This is a genomic window from Flavobacterium sp. TN-1, assembly GCF_052828645.1.
This window is the reverse complement of the sequence record NZ_CM128253.1, coordinates 784323-804512: the sequence shown is the minus strand read 5'-3', so window position 1 is coordinate 804512 and position 20190 is coordinate 784323. Positions and strand designations below refer to the sequence as shown.

18 protein-coding genes and 2 pseudogenes are annotated in these 20190 nt (G+C 28.5%); 16 read left to right on the top strand and 4 right to left on the bottom strand.

The features are described 5' to 3' along the window. Positions 1–249 precede the first annotated feature (249 nt). The 14 genes and pseudogenes from ACUXZJ_RS03335 (at position 250) to ACUXZJ_RS03270 (ending at position 13144) form a co-directional block, all read left to right on the top strand. A complete protein-coding gene (locus tag ACUXZJ_RS03335) occupies positions 250–1728 on the top strand; it encodes a hypothetical protein (RefSeq protein WP_444626122.1) in 1479 nt (492 codons plus the stop codon). A 4-nt stretch (positions 1729–1732) separates the two neighbouring features. Then, positions 1733–2434, top strand: a complete 702-nt coding sequence (locus ACUXZJ_RS03330) for a hypothetical protein (protein ID WP_060383380.1) — start codon at positions 1733–1735, stop codon at positions 2432–2434. A gap of 1 nt (position 2435) precedes the next feature. Continuing rightward, on the top strand, positions 2436–3026 hold the full coding sequence (locus ACUXZJ_RS03325; RefSeq protein ID WP_145915576.1) for a hypothetical protein: 591 nt from the start codon (positions 2436–2438) through the stop codon (positions 3024–3026). 2 nt (positions 3027–3028) lie between these two features. Next, positions 3029–3391 (top strand): hypothetical protein, encoded by a 363-nt coding sequence (locus ACUXZJ_RS03320; RefSeq protein ID WP_063743459.1) that lies wholly within the window; start codon positions 3029–3031, stop codon positions 3389–3391. A 374-nt stretch (positions 3392–3765) separates the two neighbouring features. Next, a pseudogene (locus tag ACUXZJ_RS03315) lies at positions 3766–4062 on the top strand (IS982 family transposase); the annotation flags it as partial. Then, positions 4062–4217, top strand: coding sequence for a hypothetical protein (locus ACUXZJ_RS03310; RefSeq protein ID WP_158308428.1), 156 nt, complete (start codon positions 4062–4064; stop codon positions 4215–4217). The pseudogene ACUXZJ_RS03315 and the gene ACUXZJ_RS03310, both read left to right, overlap by 1 nt. Positions 4218–4458: 241 nt before the next feature. After that, positions 4459–5553: an SH3 domain-containing protein gene (locus tag ACUXZJ_RS03305; protein WP_063743458.1), complete on the top strand. Its 1095-nt coding sequence runs from the start codon at positions 4459–4461 to the stop codon at positions 5551–5553. A gap of 341 nt (positions 5554–5894) precedes the next feature. Then, on the top strand, positions 5895–7229 hold the full coding sequence (locus tag ACUXZJ_RS03300; RefSeq protein WP_446195770.1) for a hypothetical protein: 1335 nt from the start codon (positions 5895–5897) through the stop codon (positions 7227–7229). A gap of 10 nt (positions 7230–7239) precedes the next feature. After that, positions 7240–8460, top strand: a complete 1221-nt coding sequence (locus ACUXZJ_RS03295) for a hypothetical protein (protein ID WP_123907296.1) — start codon at positions 7240–7242, stop codon at positions 8458–8460. Position 8461: 1 nt separating this feature from the next. After that, entirely contained in the window at positions 8462–8824 is a 363-nt protein-coding gene (locus ACUXZJ_RS03290) for a YARHG domain-containing protein (protein ID WP_060383383.1), read from the top strand. Between the two features lie 390 nt (positions 8825–9214). Further along, complete coding sequence (locus ACUXZJ_RS03285; RefSeq protein WP_446195767.1) at positions 9215–10702, top strand: glycoside hydrolase family protein; 1488 nt, start codon at positions 9215–9217, stop codon at positions 10700–10702. After that, positions 10686–11750, top strand: coding sequence for a hypothetical protein (locus tag ACUXZJ_RS03280; protein ID WP_123862024.1), 1065 nt, complete (start codon positions 10686–10688; stop codon positions 11748–11750). The genes ACUXZJ_RS03285 and ACUXZJ_RS03280 overlap by 17 nt, the downstream gene beginning before the upstream one ends. Positions 11751–11848: 98 nt before the next feature. Further along, positions 11849–12680, top strand: a pseudogene (locus tag ACUXZJ_RS03275) (IS982 family transposase). Between the two features lie 125 nt (positions 12681–12805). Beyond that, complete coding sequence (locus ACUXZJ_RS03270) at positions 12806–13144, top strand: hypothetical protein (RefSeq protein ID WP_063743451.1); 339 nt, start codon at positions 12806–12808, stop codon at positions 13142–13144. Positions 13145–13420: 276 nt separating this feature from the next. Here ACUXZJ_RS03270 and dprA read toward each other — a convergent pair whose 3' ends face one another. Next, entirely contained in the window at positions 13421–14521 is a 1101-nt protein-coding gene (gene dprA / locus ACUXZJ_RS03265) for a DNA-processing protein DprA (protein WP_060381278.1), read from the bottom strand. Between the two features lie 196 nt (positions 14522–14717). Here dprA and ACUXZJ_RS03260 point away from each other — a divergent pair, with 196 nt between their 5' ends. Both ACUXZJ_RS03260 and ACUXZJ_RS03255 read left to right on the top strand, forming a co-directional pair. Further along, positions 14718–15674: an HU domain-containing protein gene (locus ACUXZJ_RS03260; RefSeq protein WP_060381279.1), complete on the top strand. Its 957-nt coding sequence runs from the start codon at positions 14718–14720 to the stop codon at positions 15672–15674. An 82-nt stretch (positions 15675–15756) separates the two neighbouring features. Further along, on the top strand, positions 15757–16269 hold the full coding sequence (locus ACUXZJ_RS03255; RefSeq protein WP_014165800.1) for an acyl-CoA thioesterase: 513 nt from the start codon (positions 15757–15759) through the stop codon (positions 16267–16269). A gap of 209 nt (positions 16270–16478) precedes the next feature. Here ACUXZJ_RS03255 and ACUXZJ_RS03250 read toward each other — a convergent pair whose 3' ends face one another. Genes ACUXZJ_RS03250 through ACUXZJ_RS03240 form a run of 3 tightly spaced genes read right to left on the bottom strand, consistent with a single transcriptional unit; the run spans position 16479 to position 20188 of the window. After that, the gene (locus ACUXZJ_RS03250; RefSeq protein WP_081078361.1) at positions 16479–18422 is read right to left on the bottom strand and encodes a S9 family peptidase; all 1944 of its coding nucleotides are present in this window, start codon (positions 18420–18422) and stop codon (positions 16479–16481) included. A gap of 36 nt (positions 18423–18458) precedes the next feature. Beyond that, entirely contained in the window at positions 18459–19358 is a 900-nt protein-coding gene (locus ACUXZJ_RS03245) for a DMT family transporter (protein ID WP_060381280.1), read from the bottom strand. Beyond that, entirely contained in the window at positions 19358–20188 is an 831-nt protein-coding gene (locus ACUXZJ_RS03240; protein WP_060381281.1) for an NAD(P)-dependent oxidoreductase, read from the bottom strand. The genes ACUXZJ_RS03245 and ACUXZJ_RS03240 overlap by 1 nt, the downstream gene beginning before the upstream one ends. Positions 20189–20190 lie beyond the last annotated feature (2 nt).

Here is a 20190-nt window from a genome sequence, read left to right as displayed (position 1 = left end):
GCGGAAAAAGGAGCGATATTACAAAACCAATACACACAACCTCAAACGTAGAAATAAAAAAGTAAAGATTTTCCGGCAGAGCACAAACCAAGGAGTAAAAAAGAAGAGAAAGGAGTATTTAGAAGCATTTCAGAAACCATAGACGAAATATGGGATTGGGCAGAAACCCAAGGAACCGCTCAAAGAGACAAACCCCACACCATTGAAATCCCCGAAGGAAAAAGCCCCGCTGTTATAGGAAAAACGAAGGTGGAATATCCGAAAAACAATACAAAAACCCATTGTATTTGTAAACAGTATGATTTGATATGGGGTAATAAAGTAAGTTGTGATTTTAGAAAGAAAGTTGTTCAAATTTGTGCAGAATTATGGGGAGAAAGTAAGAAAATTGAAATGGCTAATGGGTTAATGGCGGTGATGAGAGTTGAAACAAGAGAAACATTTAAAGCAAATCAACTTGAAGGTTATAAATCATTAATTCCCAAAGAAGATATGGAGATTAAACATTTCCGAAAAAATGGTAAAAGAAAATCTTCAAGAGCAGTTGGATTAATACAATTTACACAAGATGCTTTAGTGGCTTTAGGTGAATATAAAAGCAATAAAAGTTTATCAGTTGAAGAACGTTTTGATGAATTAAATCGTGTTAAACTCAAATTTGCAAAAATGTCTGAATTAGTTCAGCTTGACTATGTAAAGAAATATTTTGAACTTGGAGATGCGCATAAAAAATTCAAATCAGCGGAAGATATATACTTACACGTTTTTGCTCCTAAAGGAGTAGCAAAAGGAGATGATTTTATTCTTTATAGAGAAGGAACAGATGAATATGAATCAAATATAAGTATTGATACCGAAAATAATAGTGATGGTAAAATACAAAGAAAGGAAATTTTAGGTAGATATAAATCCAGTTATAGTTTAGGACAGTCAAACAAAGAAAATAATTTTACTTGTATACCAACTCCAACAATTAAAACTGACTCTAAAGGTATTACAACCTATCATATTTTTAAAGAAGGAAGGATAGAAAAGCAAATACCCAAGCAAATAAAATCTGGTTATGAGAGAAAATATAGATACGTTTACCATGATGAGGACGGAACAGAGCATGAAATCTGCATTTTTGATTTTATTACTGCTGGAGTTTGGGAAAAAGGGAAAAAGACTAAAACCAAAACTGGAGTATGGGAGAAAAGAATTGCTGAGGGTAAAACAAGATATTTCAAAAAAGGAAACGGTACAGTTGAATTACTAAAAATGAAATTACCGCTGAATTACACAGAAGGAAAGGTAAAAATTAAACTAGCTGACAATACTACAAGAGAATATGTAAATCCTAAAGTTTTTGCATCCATTATAGGAGCATTAGCTGAGTGTGCATTTGATGATGTACAAATGAATGGATTTACAACTTCAGATGGTACTGGAGCACCAAGTGTATCCCATATAAATGGTACAGCTGGAGACTTCAGGTATTTAAGAAAAGACAAAAAACTTATTGGCTTAGAAATTAACAATAACCCAACGGAATTAGATGTCACAAGACAAGAAAAATTTATTGAAGCATTAGTAAAGTTTGGTTATTCTACTTTCTTAAGTTATAATATAACCCTAGATGGCAAAAATTTCATTCTTAAAAAATGTACTCCATTAGAAGGTCATCATAATCATATACATTTAAATAAAGTAGGTTATAATCCTAAATATAAAGAAACAAAAGAATAAAACTATGAAAAGTAAAAAAATAATTAGTGTAATTATACTAACAATGATATTTTCTTGCAAAGAAAATAATGAAAAAGTCAGTACAGTAAAACTCAAAACAGATTCAATAAAGTCAATAAATACAGAAGTAAAAGATAACCAAAAAAATCCAGTCATTAAAGATAAACTGTTATATTCAAATAATAATATTGAAGTTTATCAAGAAAACACAACTAGAGGAGATGGGGTAGTAGAACTGTCTTTTGAAAACGAACTGAAAATATATAATTTGGACAAAACTTTATTTGGTACTATTTTAAACCAAGATGATTTAGGATATGATTTTAAACTTCCAAGAAAAATTGTTGCTAGATATATAGTTCCTGATTTTGATCAATTTGAATTTGATGCAGAAAACCCTGACAAGACAGACGATTTCATAACTATTTTTATAAATAAAGAACCTAAAAATATAAAAAAAGCAGATATTGATTATGGTTTTATTTCATGGAATGAATATATCATGAAATCAAATTTTAAATGTTTTGATGACAATGCAAATATTTTTAAAGTATTAAAAATAATTGATGCAAACACTGTATTAGCAAAAACAATAAACATTGAAGATTGTGGCGGTGAAAAAATCTCTTCTAAAGATAAAATTGAAAAAGAGATAAAATGGAGAAATAATAACATTATGAATGTTGAATTTTATAATTGTGATTAATATGAAGTTAATTTATTCAGACAACATAATTGAATCTTATTCTGAAAATAAAATTAATGGTGACGGTGTAATTGATATTTTTCTGAATGAGAATGAACCTCTAATAATTTTCAATCTTGATGATTCAGAATATGAAATTTTTAAATTATTAGACGACAGCTATACAATGATGTATAATAATGACAAGATAATAGCTAGGAGATTCGTGCCTAATCATGATTTTTTTTATACTCTTTTTGATTGCAATCAATTTAATGAAGAGGATGAGTATATCTATATATATGTAAATAATGAACAAAAAAAAATAAAGAAAAATCAATATGATTTTACTTTTCAACCTTGGTCAGAATTTATATCAAATGAATATATAGGTATTTTACCTAATAATCCATTAATAGTAAAATCAGATGATAATTTTTATAAAAGCTATGACTCTATAAACGAAGCCTTTAAAGTTGAAAAAATTGAAGAAGACACTATGTGGTTAAAGAGTACTTCTACAGGTTGCTGTGGTTCCAATAAAGATCTGGAAGGATTTGTTAAATGGAAAGAAGGTAATAGACTATTAATCGACTTAAATATATTTGACTAATTATGAAATTATTTTTATTGTTATTATCTTTTTATTTTCAAAAAAGTAACAGATTAAATGGTAGGTATGAAGTTACGACAGAAGTTATTGGTGATAAAAAGAATATTCAACTCACCTATTTTCTATCATTTAGATCTCAAAAAATGATTGTTAGTATAAAATCAAAAGATGTAATGGATTATTGGTGCGAAGGAGTTTATATATTAAAAAAGAGGGGCGATATATTTCAAGGCACAGGACCTTGTTCTGATGAAAACCCCGATAATGATATTTTTATAAAAAAAGTTAGAAATAAAATTTTTATAAGATCTAAATCTTTTGTAAATAAAGATTGGTTAGAAGTTACAGAGTTCATACGAAAATAAATTTTAAAAAGAAGGTTGTATAGAACTATCTTGTAAAATGAATAATGATGTTTTATGTAAAATAGATAATGTTTAAAATTTGTCAATATCAACACATAAAAGTAGACTAAGTTATCATCCCCAACCTATTGAAAAAAAAGGATAAGTAAGCAGTATTTGAAATTGAATAGGAACTAGATAAGTATAAACGCATGTAGCAAAGAGAATAATCTGAAGCACGAATATGAAAAATACATTTATTGGGAAAAAAGAAACAAACTTTTAAGTTTGAAAGATTTTCTTTGAGATTAATTAATTCAAGTTGCTAGTTGATATTTATAAAAGACAAAGCAAAGGTTAAGTAATTTTGTTTTGTGAACCAAAAAACAACACCAATGCTTTGCAAAGACAAAATTATATCATTTTTTTGTTTAATTGATGATATTTTAAAAGGAATTAATCATCAAGATGATATAAGAAGAAAAGTAAGTGATAGTGAAATCATTCTGACAGCCTTAGTTTCATCGACTAGTTTTTATGGAAATCATGATTCAGCTATTCGATTTATGAAACAATATGGATTTATTCCAGATATGTTAGATAAAAGTAGATTTAACAGAAGGTTACACAAAATTGGATCAATCCTATATGAGTTATTTGAGATTATAAGTTCTTATTTTAAAGATATTTGTTGAGCATAAAGAAAACAGATTCGGAAAAAGAAATAAAGATTTTCAAAGAATATTTTAACAACAATGGATTAAAAATTGATTACGATTTTAGTGCTATAACAAACTATAATTTAGGAATAGATAATAGCCAAGTATCTGAAACTGGATATACATAAATAAAATTTTTCGACGAAGATTCAGATTATGTCTTATCAACTGAAGGAAAATACATAAAAGAAGGAGCAGAGATACTACCTGATTTAGATAATTTAAAAGAAAGTATCAAAACAGAAAAGAATGCATATTTTCAAAATATGCTTATAATGCAAATGATGTTGAGGCACAAGAAATTTACAAAGAACAATTAAAAGGTATTAGAGCACGAATTGTTAAAAATTTCAAATAAATCAATATAAAATGAAAAAAATTGTCTTTATCAATTTATTAATTATTTCCTTGTTTTCTTGTAAAAATGAAACAAAAAAGGAGTCGAAAAATTTAGAACAAAGTATTGAGAAAAATCTAAATTGTGATAATATACTTGTTTCACTCATCAAAAACTCTAGTATATCAAACCCTTTTAAATCAAAGATAAAAGCAGAAATTGACAAAAAAGAAGATAACAAAATTACTGTTAGATTATTTGTAGAGTCAGAATCTGGAACTAATATAGAAAATAGTATTGGTTGGTTGATTATTGATGTAGCTAAAAGAAAACTATTTGACATCACTAATGATATTGAGAATCCAGTTGAATTAAAATTTAACCCGTCTGATTTCGATTTCTTTCTTAAATGTGAAAATTTAAATGCAAAAAACACTACTATGGAAAATACAAAAATTGATTTTAATGAACTTTTTAACGAAGGTAGCAATATTGATTTCACTCCAAAAGACCTTAATAAGGATATAACTGAAATAAAAGAATTCAAATCAAAGCTTATTCTATTTGAAAATTCAAATCCTGAAAATTTCGATTCTGGAAATTTAGAGACTTTAATTAATAACGAAACTTTTACAAATTCAGAAAGTTTCATAAATGGAGAATGGTTAGACTATTTTATAAAAAAATATAAATTAAATGTATCAAGTCTACACACACTGATGTCTAAAGCTATAGAACAAGAAGATTTCAGCGCAGTTAAAACACTTGCCAAAAATGGTTATATATTTAATATAGAAGAATTAGAATCGTCAAAAGAACAATTAAAATATTTTAAAAGTTTGAATGGTAAAATAGATGTTGAAAATTATTATGATCCATCTTATTCACATATTGAAAAAATATTTAATTTAATAAATAAAGCTTATCAAAATTATATAATCTACGACAAAGATGGATATACTAACCTAAGAGAGGATAAATCAATAAATTCAAAAGTAATAACTAAAATTAATTCGGGTGAAAATATTAATGTTATAACTAATCCTGATGAAGAAGATTGGTGTTTGGTAGAAACTAAAGATGGTAAAAAAGGTTATGTACACAAATCAAGAATTGTATCAAAATAAGTTAGAGGCTATCCTAAAATTATTGGATAGCCTCTTGTAACATTTTCCTTGACCAACTGGTATATAACCTCAAAAAGAAGACAAGGATTTGTACAGAAAAAGGAGCGATATTACAAAACAAAAACAGACAACCTCAAACATAGAAATAAAAAAGTAAAGGTTCTCCGGCAGAGCACAAACCAAGGAGTAAAAAAGAAGAGAAAGGAGTATTTAGAAGCATTTCAGAAACCATAGACGAAATATGGGATTGGGCAGAAACCCAAGGAACCGCTCAAAGAGACAAACCCCACACCATTGAAATCCCCGAAGGAAAAAGCCCCGCTGTTATAGGAAAAACGAAGGTGGAGAAAAAAGAGGAAAAGAAAGGAGTGTGCTTTTGTAAACAAGAAGAGAACCAATTTTATTGGAGTGATAAATTAACTTGCGACCAAAGAAAAAAAGTGCTTGAAGTTTGTCAAGAACTTTGGGGAGAAAAAAACAAAAAAGAAAAAGCGAGCCAGCTAATGTCTATAATGTACATTGAGACAAATAAAACATTTAGCCCCTCAGCTGATAATGGTATAGGTTTCTCAGGCTTAATTCAATTTAATGATGCAGCAGCTAAGGGAGTAGGTACAACAAGGGCTGAATTAAAGAAGATGACTTTTATAAAACAAATGGATTATGTAAAAGCTTACTTTATGAAAAGAAAAGATGAGCTAAATACTATGACAGATATGTATTTATTAGTAATGAAACCAAGTGCTGTGGGAAAAGGTAATGATCCTAATTATGCTGTTTTTGATGAAAGCATAAGTGTTCCTGATGGAGATGGTAGTAAAACAAATGCAGCGCAGCGCCAAATAAATATAAATAGAGAACCTTGGGTAACTAAGTATGGATATTCATCAAATCCAAAATTTTTAACAGAAAAGGGAGAAAAAGAAAAACGGAAAAAATGGGTTTACACTAGACAAAAGTATGAAAGTAGACCTGGTTTTATAGGAGGAAAAACAACAATAAAAGAAATTGAACAGGTTTTAAAAGATGAAGGATTTTATTTAGGTAAAAATCATATTTTTAAAGGAAAATGTATTGATGAAAAAGAAATTATAAGTAATAATAAAGAACGTGCCCCTTGGGTAGATGTTGCATTCGAAGAATTCGAGAAATACAAAGGGATAACAGAAAAAGAAAGCCCGTTAAAGGAAAGAATTTCTGAATATTTTAAACTTTCAGGTTCTCCAAGTTTAACTTACAAAGATGCTTGGTGTGCTACATTTGTTCATTGGTGTTTTCAACACACAGAATATAAGGATACAAATGAAAAAGGAAATGTAGGAGCATTTGATTGGGCAGAAGAGGGCAATTTAAGAATTAAAGGAAACTCAACAAAAGATGGCTGGATAAATGGAGAGAAAAGTGAAGTTTTCGTTGGAGCAGTAATTGTGTTTTCTTTCTCTCATGTTGCTATAATTGTAGGAGAGAATAAGACAGGTGAAAAATATATATATTTAGGAGGTAATCAAGGTTCAAAAGTAACAGGAGGACAAAAAATTTGCATGGGTAGTGTTTCAAAAAATAGTAAAGACATTTTCGCGATTATGAAACCAAAGAATTATAATCCTAAGGAAAATGAAAAAAAATTACCTATTTATGACGTTGAAGAAGAAAATTCTAATAGTTCATCAAGATAAAAAAAATAAAATGAATAAAATAATAAAATTTTTAATCCTATTAGTTACTTTTCAATTTTTGAACTGTAAGAATAATAATACAAATAAAGATAGTGAAATCCAAGATTCAAATATTTCTGTAAACAAAATAAAAATGATAGAAGATATATTAAATAAACAATTAAAAAAAGGAGCGAAACAATATCTAGATGAGGCAGGTGTAGAACTACCTAAAAATAGCTTTGATATGAATGATTTAGAAGCTTGTTCAAATTTAGAATCAACCCTTTTAGAATCAAATAAATTTAAGAGATTAACCGAAGAAGAATTTTCAAGTAAAATAAAATTAATATTCAATAGGACTATTGATTTTAAGTCAGATAAAAAAATATTATATTTTAATTTTTTTGATATATGTGATAGAAAATTAAATTTATTACCTATAAACAACATTGATAATAAAGGAGTTTATGTTAGTAAAACTCATAAGTTAATTTTTGATTTTCATTATTTACCAGAAATTATAGATTATAAATCACTATATCCTAAACTTTATCAAGAAGAAAAAAAACTCCAAAAATCATTCAAAAATAAAAATGGAGATAATTGTAGTATAGAATATTGGTATGAAATTAGTGATTTAAAAATAGAACAGGAAATCAATAATAAAATAACGATTAATCGTAATAAATATTTATTTAATGACAATAATGAATCATTTGTATGGTTACAAAAAAATGATAAATACTTTTTAGAATCTTTAGTAAAAACTTTCGGATATGTAAAAGACAAACAACTGTTAGAATTTGTTTTTGATAACCAAAAAATCATAAAAAATTCAAATATTGAAGAAATTAATAAATTATTATGGCATAAAACCTGTGATGGCAAAATAACATTTCATAAAGAAACTCTAGACATAATTAATGAAAAAGAAAATAAAAAAGAATATTTTAATTTTTTAAACGATGAATATTTAAGATATATAGACAAAAGTGAGTTGCCTATTTCTGAAAAAGCAGAGATAATTGCCAATATTTTAAATTTTATAGCCTTAAACACTAATGATTATGATCCATTTTCGAATATGGGTTTTTTTGCACAAAACTTTGATGGAGGTAGAAAAACTGAAGGAAAATATTCAAAAGAATTTATAAAACATAAATTTTATAATTTAAAAGACTTTAAAAAACAATGGGAAGAAGCGAAAATTGATGGAGACGGAGTAGCTTATCCAGGAAATATTGAGTAATATGAAAACATTATTTTTACATATATCTTTTTTCGTAGTAATTATTTCAAACTATTCGTTTGACTCAGAAAGCAATATTTTAAAATCTGAGCAAAAGGATTTTTATGCTGAAGGACAAGGAAAATACCCTGAGGGATCAGAAAGAGAATTAATATTCTCAGAACTCCAAAAGTTTACAGCATTTGAAATAAGAATTATTAAAAATGAAATTTTCGCTAGACACGGATACATTTTTAAAAGTAAAGATTTAGCAACTTATTTTGGTAAACAAAAATGGTATAAACCTCTTTACAAAGATGTTACAAGTAAATTGGCTAAAATAGAAAGAAGAAATATTTCATTTATTATCGAAAATTTCGAATAAAATAAAATTTATATTTTTAATTCAAACACTCCTTTACAAACTAAAAACCAATTGGGGACATAACTGAGATAGAAGAAGGAAAATGGCAACATTTTCCTTGCCCCACAGGTATATAACCTTAGAAAGAAGACAAGGATTTGTATAGAAAAAGGAGCGATATTACAAAACAAAAACACACAACCTCAAACGTAGAAATAAAAAAGTAAAGGTTCTCTGGCAGAGCACAAACCAAGGAGTAAAAAAGAAGAGAAAGGAGTATTTAGAAGCATTTCAGAAACCATAGACGAAATATGGGATTGGGCAGAAACCCAAGGAACCGCTCAAAGAGACAAACCCCACACCATTGAAATCCCCGAAGGAAAAAGCCCCGCTGTTATAGGAAAAACGAAGGTGGAGAGAGCATCATCTAGAGGTACAGATTGTGGTGAGAGATATTGTATCAAAAAAGGAGATAAAAGTGAACTCATACGAGAAATTAATATTCGTTTAGCTGGTTTTGGTGGAAATGTTCCAACGGATGAATTCACAGAGCGTACTGAAAAAATGATTAAGCAATTTCAACGTGATTATATGAAAGTTCCTGAAACGGGAAAGGTTTGTGGTAATGTGTTGAGAGCGATTGATGATTTTTCTACTAAGTTTGATATAGGTGTAACTTTTTGGGACCAATTAAAGTGTAGTTGTTCAACCAAAGGTAGACAAGCTAGTTCTGAATTAAGAGGAATTAAAGAAAAAAATATTTGCGATGGTTTTGGTGATCATACAGGAAAAGGTACATATAAAGCAACTCCTCATAATGAAGCAAATCATAATTATGAATATCCAGGAATACATAGAAGTTTATTGTTTGGTTTAAAAACTTTGAAATTTTATTTCAGCCAGCAAACTATTTATTCTCTAGATTTAATTTCATCTGGATATAGATGTCGATTTAAAAATTATACAACAACAAATCATCAAGGAAAAGCAATTGATATTCAGTTTAGTAAAGGAGATTGGAAAATCAGAGGTGAACAAAAAAAGAATTTAGAAACATTGCGAAAAATTAGAGACGAATTCTATATAAAATATTTAGGGGGACAAGAAAATTGGACAAATCCAAATAAATTTTCAATAGAACCAATTGATTTGTTATATAAAAAAAATGGGAAAGTTAGATTTGATCATACTTTTAGTTGGATTCATTTTGATGTTAGACGATTTGATTCAATTTATTTAGAAGATAAATATTTTTGTAAAAATAGTCAGTCCCTAAATAGTAAGAGTTTAGTTCAATTAGCAAGGGAAATGGGATTAAATGATTTGTGTAATTGCTTTAGAAGTTTTACACCTCAAGGTAAACCAGAAGCTGAAAAAAAAGACTCGAATGGAAGAGTTGACCCTAAAACCCTAAAGCTATCGGATAAAGGAAAGCAATTCATAAAAGATTGGGAAAAATTTGAACCTAAGGCTTATAATGATTCCGAAGGATATTGTACTATTGGTTATGGTCATTTAATAAAAAGAAAAAAATGTGAGGATATTACAATTCCTGATGAATTTAAAAATGGCATAACTGAGAAGAGAGCAACAGAATTGTTTGAATTGAGATTGTCTAAATTTGAAGAAGCGATAAAAAGAGATATAATTGTTCCTTTATATCAATATGAATACGATGCTTTGGTAAGTCTTGTTTTCAATACAGGACCAGAATTTTTAAATACAGGAGGAAAAAATAAAGGCGAAACACTAATTAAAAAGAAGATAAATAATAAAGAATATGAAGCAGGAGCCGATGAAATGAGTGATGTAACAAATGGAGGTACATCAGGATTAGTTAAAAGGAGAAAAGCAGAAATAAATATGTTTAAAAATAATGTTTATGATTCGACACATTAAATTGCAACAAAGCAAATTTTTAGTTTATTTTTTTATTTTTTTATCAAGCTTTAAAACAGATGCAAAAGTTGATATAAAAATAGAAAAAAAGTCTAATTCAATAACAAGTATAGTTGATAGTTCTACAATTACTGAAAGTAAAAATATTCCTAATTCTGAAAATGGAAAAACAAAATTTGAATTAGTTGAGGTCAAACAAATTTCAAAAAATAAAAGTCAAGATTCAATAATTTCAAGACTGAAATCAATTAAAGTTGAAATTGATGGAAATAAAATATTTATTAATAATGTTTCAGCCAAATACGTAAGTGATAAATCAGAATCAAAACAATTTTTTGGCAGAAACTATGTATACAATTATTACACTGATTATTTATACAAAAACTATAATATTGATATAAAGAAAGAGGTTAATTATATTGAATTAAGTTATGAAGATGCTCAAAAATACCCTTTCAAAGATTTTTTTCTAGAAGGAGGGGTTACAGTTTTCGCGAATGATTATTTGCTTCTTCAATATTCAGATTATATTATTACTTTCAAAAAGGCATTAAAAAAATCCTCTGAAAAAAAATCGTTAGTTGTATTACCATTTGATTATCAGGAATATTTGGATGAATGTTATCTAGAAGATAATGCAAAGTGCAATGAAAAATATCCTAAAATTATTGGAAATGAATTAAAATCAGTTACTAGTTTGATTAACAAGAAAATAAATAAAAACAAACCTGATGTTATATACCATCTAGATAACGGAGGATTGCCTTTTGAAACTTATGTTTTTCAAATACGTGATGAAAATACGGATTATCTGTTAAATAGTATGATAATAAGTGTTGGTAAAGGTCAGTTAATTTCTGAACAATTAATTGGAGTTCAGGCTGATGGAGATATACCTGAAAATGTTAATTACATTAATAAATCTTTTATTTTAAGTAAAGATTTATTAATAACTATTTTTGAAATGAGGTTTTCAAAGAAATATAAGAAACTTAATGAAAGTTATAAGATCAATTCAGATGGAAAAATAATGAAAATTAAAAAATAATCTCATCCTTTTTAATTAATTCAAGTTGCTAGTTGCTATTTATAAAAAACAAAGCAAAGGTTAAGTAATTTTGTTTTGTGAACCAAAAAACAACACCAATGCTTTTCAAAGACAAAATTATATCAATTTTTTGTTTAATTGATGATATTTTAAAAGGAATTGAACATCCAGAAGATATAAGAAGACAGGTTAGCGATAGTGAAATTATTTTAACTGCGATTGTGTCATCAACAAGCTTTTATGGAAATCATAGTTCAGCTATAAAGTTTATGAAACAATATGGATTTATACAAAAGATGCTTGACAAGAGTAGATTTAATAGAAGATTACATAAAATTGGAAGTTTGCTTTATGAGTTATTTGAGATTATAAGTTCTTATTTTAAAGATATTTGTTGTGAGATGCAATATATAATAGATTCATTTCCAGTAGCATTTTGTCATAATATGCGAATTGCGAATTGTAAAATTGTTAGTGGTAAGAAATGGAGAGGTTATACAGCAAGTATGCGAAATTATTTTTATGGAGTTAAAGTACAATTACTTACCACAAAAAATGGAATCCCAATAGCTTTTCATTTTACACCAGGGAAAACTGGAGATGGAAAGGCTATTGGGAAAATGATTGATAAATTGCCAGCTGAAGCATCAATATACGCTGATAGTGCTTATACAAATTATAAATTAGAAGATTTTGCTAAAGAAGAAAAATGTATTTTATTGAAAGTACAGCGAAAATCAAATTCAAAAAGATTTGATACTGAACAACAAAAAAATGAAAAATTAAAAATGAGAAAAAAAGTAGAAACCACAATAAGTGACATTAAAAAATTATTCCCTAGAACAATACATGCAGTCACATTAAATGGATTCCTTATAAAACTAACATTATTCGTTTTTTGGACTCCAATTAAATAAGTCGATTAACTAGCAACTTGAATTAATTTAAATAAAAAACCATTTAAAAAAATTAAATTCAATGAAAATTTTATAGCTTTTAAAGGATTTAGTCCATTCTATCTAGAAAGTGAAAATTTAGATTTAGTTTTTAGTTGCTTGGGAAAAAAAGAAGGTTTTTACGAAATTATTTTAGATGAGGAAAACGGAATAAAAAAATTAATATCTGTTTTAGATACTAATTTTAAATTAGAAACAATTCAAGAACATATAGTAAATTCTATATTTAGTGTAGAATTTGACTCGAAAACTAATCCCTTACATATTAGTCCTTCCGAAAAATCAAAAACCTCAAAATATGACAACAACCAATTTTATTATCCTGTAAGAATCAAAGATAATTGGCTTATGATTAAAGACGATAATAATAAAAATCATTGGATAAAATGGAGAGATAATAATGGCATAATATTAATAACATGGAATTATGATGCTTAATTTTTCAATATATTTTTGATTTCATATTCATTGATTTATAATAATCCTCAAAATAAAAAAAATGAAGGAAGTTATTCAATTACTACTACAATAAAATGTGAATTATCAAAAAAAGCAGAAATATATTATATTACAGTAAAATAGAATACTGCTATTATAAGTATTAGTACTGAACATACAATAGATTATTGACACTGTTCCACCAAATCTGTAAGTTAAAAATCCAAGTCTTAATTTTATAACTTACAGATTTTGTGGGTATTAACCTAAAAAAACTTAAACAATCTCAAAATATTTTCCAGGTAAAGGTCTAATTACGCCTTTTAATTCCATATTTAAGAATATAGAAGATAGCTTATAAATAGGTAGTTCGCATTGGAGTGCAATATAGTCTAGGTGTTCTTTGCCTTTAGTTTTTAAAAAATCATATACGATTTGTTCCTCTGTTTCGAGAGAAACAAACAGTTGTTTTTGTATAGATTTTATTGATTTTTTTAAATCCCAGTTCAGATGGTAAATTAAATCTGTGGCATTTGTTAATAATTGTGCATTGTTTGTTTTTATCAAATTATTACATCCTTTACTATATTTATCGGTTACTCTTCCTGGTACAGCAAAAACATCACGATGATAATTATTAGCCATCTGGGCAGTTAATAGAGAACCTCCTTGTTCTGCACTCTCAATTACAATAGTAGCTTCTGAAATACCTGCTACTATTCGATTGCGTCTTACAAAGTTTTCTCTATCAGGATTAGAAGTACTCCAAAATTCTGTTATAAATCCCCCATTTTCTTCCATTTTTCGCATATATTTTTTGTGACTTTTGGGATAAATTTGGTTCAAACCATGTGCTAAAACACCTATAGTCTGTAATCCGTATTTCATAGCGCATTGGTGTGCTACTATATCTACTCCATAGGCAAATCCGCTTATAATAACAGGGTTAAGAGGTGCTAAATCTTGAATAAGATTTTCGCAAAAATCTATACCTTGTCGTGTTACTTGTCGTGTACCAACAATGCTAATGATTTTTGGGTTTTCTAAATGAATGTTTCCTGTTGTAAATAATAAAATAGGGGCATCATAACATTCTTTTAATCTCGTAGGATATAAAGAATCTTGAAAATACCATACGTTAATGGATTCTTTTAGTAAAAAAGATAATTCTTTTTCTGCTTTGGTAAATAAATTTGTTTTTTTTAAATTCTGTATCAAAAAACCTCCTACTCCATCAATTTTGGCTAATTGTGTAGGGTTGGTTTTAAATACTTCTTCTGCTGATCCGCAACTCAAGATCAATCTTTTAGCAATAACATCTCCTACTCCTTCTGTATTCAAAAGAGCTAAGGCATAAAATAAATCAGTATGTAACATGGCGTATAAATAATAATGTTACAAGTTACATATTTTTTAATTGTTGATAACATTTGTTAATAAAATTTTTAATTTGACTTGTAATTTTTAATTTTGTTCTCTAAGAATTTAATTTTATCTAAAATGAATTACCTATTTAAATAAAAAGGTTTTTTGCAGTTAGTGAGATTAGTTTAAAAGATTATTTAAAAAACAGATGAATATCGAACAATATATATCCGAATTACTTTATCGTTATCAGTGCGTAATTATTCCTAATATAGGTGCTTTTTTAACTGAAACGATAACGACCACTGTACAAGAAAACATAACTACTTTTTTTCCTCCTAAAAAAGTAGTTTCATTTAATAGTTACATAAAAAATAATGATGGTTTATTAGCTAATCACATAGCATTACAGGAAGGGATAAGTTACACAATAGCTGTAGCAAAATTGGATTCTTTAGTAAAAGAATGGGAACAAAATTTGCAAAGACGTGAATTTATTATTTTAAAAAACATAGGTATCTTAAAATATAATATTGAAAATCATATCGTATTTGAGGCATTTGAACATACTAATTATTTAACTTCATCGTTTGGGCTTACTTCGTTAGTATCTCCGACTATTAAACGCGAGGTCTTGAAAACAATCGTTCCTCAGGAGACTATTAAAATATTAGAAGAAGAAGAAAAGGAAGAACCTATTTTGGGTCTTCCGCAAAAGAAAAATCCATTTAGAAACTTTTTAAAATATACAGCCATATTAGCGGTAGGTGTAGGATCTGGAACTTTTGGATATTTAAGTTACCTTGAACAAGAAGAGCAATCAAAATCATTAACGGTTCAAAAAGAAGTTCAAAAAGAAGTAGAAACTAAATTACAAGAGGCTACATTTTTTATAGAAAATCCTGTTCATCTCAATTCAGAAAAGAAAACATTGGCCTTTCATCTAGTTGCTGGTTCTTTTAGAAGTTTATCTAATGCTGAGCGTGCAGTAAATGAATTAAAAGCTAAAGGTTTCCCTGATGCTAAAATTATAGATCAAAACGAACAAGGTTTATTTCCTGTTTTTTATGGTAGCTATGCTACTTATACAGATGCACAACATCAACTAACAACAATTCAAGAAAAAGACAATCCAGAAGCTTGGTTATTAATAAAAAATTTATAATTCACAAAAAAGCCTTCTATCTAGAAGGTTTTTTAGATTTTTATACAAAAAAAACATTATATCTTTGTAAAAAATTTAAATTATGCAACCTAAATACCCTTCAGAATCCTTAACTGTTATTACTGACTTAGTTTTACCTGGCGAAACCAATCCGTTAAATAATTTATTTGGCGGTGAACTTTTGGCTAGAATGGATCGTGCAGCAAGTATAGCTGCTAGGAGACATTCACGACGAATTACAGTTACTGCTTCCGTAAATCACGTTGCTTTTAATAGATCTATTCCTTTAGGAAGTGTGGTAACTATTGAAGCAAAAGTATCTAGAGCTTTTAATTCTTCTATGGAAATTTTTTTAGATGTATGGATTGAAGATCGTGAATCGGGTAATCGTACTAAAGCTAACGAAGCTATTTATACATTTGTGGCAGTAGACGAAACAGGAAGACCTGTTGAAGTTCCTCAAATAATACCTCAAACGGAGGAGGAAAAATCAAGATATGATGCCGCTTTAAGAAGAAAGCAATTGAGTCTGGTATTAGCTGGAAAAATGAAACCAGATGAAGCCACAGAATTAAAAGCTTTATTTATCCAATAATAAAAAAGAGGAAGGTGTTCTAAAAAGTAAATAAAGTAATATTTGGTTTATCACTACCGTAATAAGAGGTATCTTATAAAATATTATGTAACTTACCTAACTATTGATTTCATTGGGTCTGACTTTGATTGACTGTAGCGACATGACTAAACCAGATTAAATAACAAAATGATACCTTTTTGAACACCTTCGTTTTTTAAAAAGAAATACTATTTTAGCAAATATTCTTCCATATATCGTATAACTGCTAAACGCTGAAAATCAATATTTGCTTTTTTACGAAACCCATGTCCTTCATCTTTTGCTTCTAAGTACCAAACTACATTTCCTTGTGATTTTAACTTATCGCGCATTTGAGTAGCTTCGGTTACAGGTACACGTGGATCATTTGTTCCTTGGATGATAAACATTGGTTTTTTAATTTTATCTGTATTATTCAAAGGCGATATTTTATCTAAGAACTCATACATTTTAGGATTACGTTCATCTCCGTATTCTACACGACGTAAATCACGACGATAGTTTTCTGTGTTTTTTAGAAATGTATTAAAATTAGAAATTCCTACAACATCTACACTACAACGAATCTTATCGGCATAATGAAATGCTGTTGCTAAGGTCATATAGCCCCCATAGCTTCCTCCCATAATCATAATACGATCCTGATCTAAATCGGGCTGTTGCGCAATCCACTCTAACAAAGCACCAATATCTTTAACGGAATCCTCTCTTAGAAAACCATTATCTTTAGCTAAATAGGTTTTTCCAAATCCCGAAGACCCTCTTACATTAGGATAAATTAGGGCTACTCCCATTTCATTTGTATAATAATTATTAGCTCCTAAAAATGATGCTAAGGACTGTCCTTCAGGTCCTCCATGAATACTAATCATAACAGGTCTTTTTCCTGTAAATTTTTGAGAGGCAGGATAATAAAAACCTGAAATTTTCATTCCGTCAAAACTTTTCCATTCAATTTGTTTAGGAATAGACATATCTTTTTTTTGCATTTCACCTAGTTCGCTCTCTGTCCAACGTGTAATTTTTTGGGTTTTTAAATTTAATTTATACACATCCGAAGAAGAGTCAGCTGTAGATTGTGAAAAGAAAATATTTTGTCCCTCTTTAGTAAATCGTACATTTCCTATTAAGCCATTGTGAATATTAGGAATTGCTTTAAATTGTTTTGTTGCCGTTTCCATCAAATACAATTTATGGACTCCCCCTTCATTGGTTGTAAAAACTAATTTTGTTTTATCTTCACTCAAATCATAGCTTTCTACATCCCATGGAATAGAGGAGGTTAAATATGATATTTTTTTGGTTTGAAGGTTAAATAATGCCAAACGTTTAAATTCATTATCTCGATCCGTTGTAAACCAAATTTCATCTGTTTTCTTTGAAAAGTTAGCATTTGTTTGTACAATGCCTTTGTCTGTTCTGTTAGTAATCTCTGTTAGTTTACTTGTAGTGGTGTCTAACATCCAAATATGCGATTCGTTAGCTGAAATACCTTCTGTAATGAGCAGTTTTTTCCCATCTTCAGAAATATCCGTAATACTCCAACCTCCTCCTTTTACTTCTAAAACTAATCGAGTAGATGAAGGATCATTAGGATTTATATAATAAATATCACGATCGCCTCCATTGCGTTTAGTTGAAGAAAAGTAAAATCCAGCCCCCTTTTTTTTCCAAGTTACGTTTCCATTTTGAGAACGTCCTCCATCTGTTAATAAGGTGGACTGTCCTGTTTTTAGGTCTAATTTATATAATTGTCCAAATTCATTTCCTCCTGCGTCACGACTATAGATTAGGTATTCTCCTTTTACTGGTTCATAAGATGCGTTGGCAATAGGTTCTTCAAAAAAAGTAATTTGGGTACGAGTACCCAAAGGCTGTGTTACCTTATGTAATTGATTTGTTGATCCAAAGCGCGTAAAAACAATTACTTCATCTTTTATAGGATGTACGGTTGATAAACCAGCTCCCCTTGTTTCTGTATATTTTTTTACCTTTTGCAGTAATTCTTTAGAAATGGGTGCAATATTTTCTGCAATCAAGTTTTCATTGGGCAGGACTTCATTTCTTTTGTCTTGTGCAATTGTTTCTATACCTAAAAATAGTACAAACAATTGTAATGGTAATTTTCTCATAATTTATATTAACTAATGTTTTTTATTACTAGTTTGCTATCCTTTTTTGATTCCTTTATTAATAAGATAAATACCAAAGATAACAACGGCTACTCCAATTCCTAAAGTAAGAGTAAGTGGTTCGTTAAAAATAATGGCTCCTAAAATTACAGCCACTATAGGATTAACGTAAGCATAAATACTGCTTACTTCGGTAGGTAAGTGTTGTAAAACATATATTAGGGCTATAAAAGTAGTAATAGAACCAAATACCACTAAATAAGCAATGGACCACCATGCTTGCGACGGAATTTCAAGTAAACCTATAGAAGTTCCAGTAGCTCCTGTATATGCAAAAAGTAAAATACTAGAAATAAGCATTTGTAGTCCTATACTAAAATAAGGGTTGAAGTTTTTAGCTTTCTTTTTAGTATACATACTACCTACAGCCCAGGTAATAGTAGCTAAAACAGAAAGAAAAATTCCAAATTGAAAATCGGGTTTGATAAAATCAGCTAAATAATCAAAAAACACGATACATACACCACTAAAACTTACTAGTAATCCAACAATGGCTAGTTTTGATAATCGCTCGCCATTAAAAAAACTAATAATTACGATCCATAATGGAAAAATAGCTCCAATTACAGCTCCTAATCCACTAGAAATATATTTTACTCCCCAAGTACTGAGTCCGTTACTTAATACAAAATTTAAAATACTTAGAATTAAAATAGTTCGCCATTGTTTAGCTTTGGGCCATGGTGCCTTTTTAAACCAGAAATAACTTATATAAAAAAAGGCTGCTATAAATTGTCGAATAGCAGCTAATTGTAAAGCAGGCATTGCTTTTACTCCTTGTTTTGAAGCCAACCAAGTTGTGCCAAAAAAAAAGCAAACCCATATAAGAGCTAGAATAGGTAATCCTAAGGACTGTATTTTTTGAATTAGTTTCATTAATAAAGATCTATATTAAATTTGTATTGTAATTCATTTCTTAAAAAGGTAGAATCAATTATTTTTCCCTCTGTATCTGAATCAATAAATTTTGGTATTTCTAAATTGTTTTCTATTGCTTTCTTTGTATAGTAGCTTTTTCGTGTAGGATGGAAAGGAGCTACCGCATTTAATGTTTTTCCCCATACTTTATTATGATCATGATGGTTTAATACTGCTTCTATAATACCTATACAATCCGTTTGATGAATTAGGTTTATTGGTGCTTCTGGATTTTCTAGGTTTTCTTTTCCTGCTAAATGTTTTACAGGGTGTCTATCTTGTCCTATTAATCCTCCAAAACGTATTATAGTTGTTTTGAATTTTGTATTATTTTGTAACATTTGTTCTACTTCTACTAATTGTTGACCACCTTCTGTCGATGGAATTGGTATATTTTTTTCTGTTAGTATAATTCTTTCAGGCGTATCTCCATACACAGAGGTAGAACTTATAAAAAGCACTTTTGATATACTAGAGGTTTCAATATAAGGGATAAGATTTTTAATTTTTGTAACAAAATTTTCATTGCTATTCTTCCGTAATTTAGGAGGTATATTGATCACTAAAATATCGGATTCTTCCAAAAAATCTGAAATGTTTTTTGTAATTCCATCTTCAGATAGTTGAATTAAATAGGCTTGAATTTTTAATTTTTCTAGAATCTTTAGTTTATCTAAAGAAGTTGTTGAGCCTTTTATTGTTTCTCCTTTTAAAATTAGTTTTTTTGCTAAGGGTAATCCTAGCCAACCGCAGCCTAAGATTGAAATTTTTTTATCTTTATAAATCATTT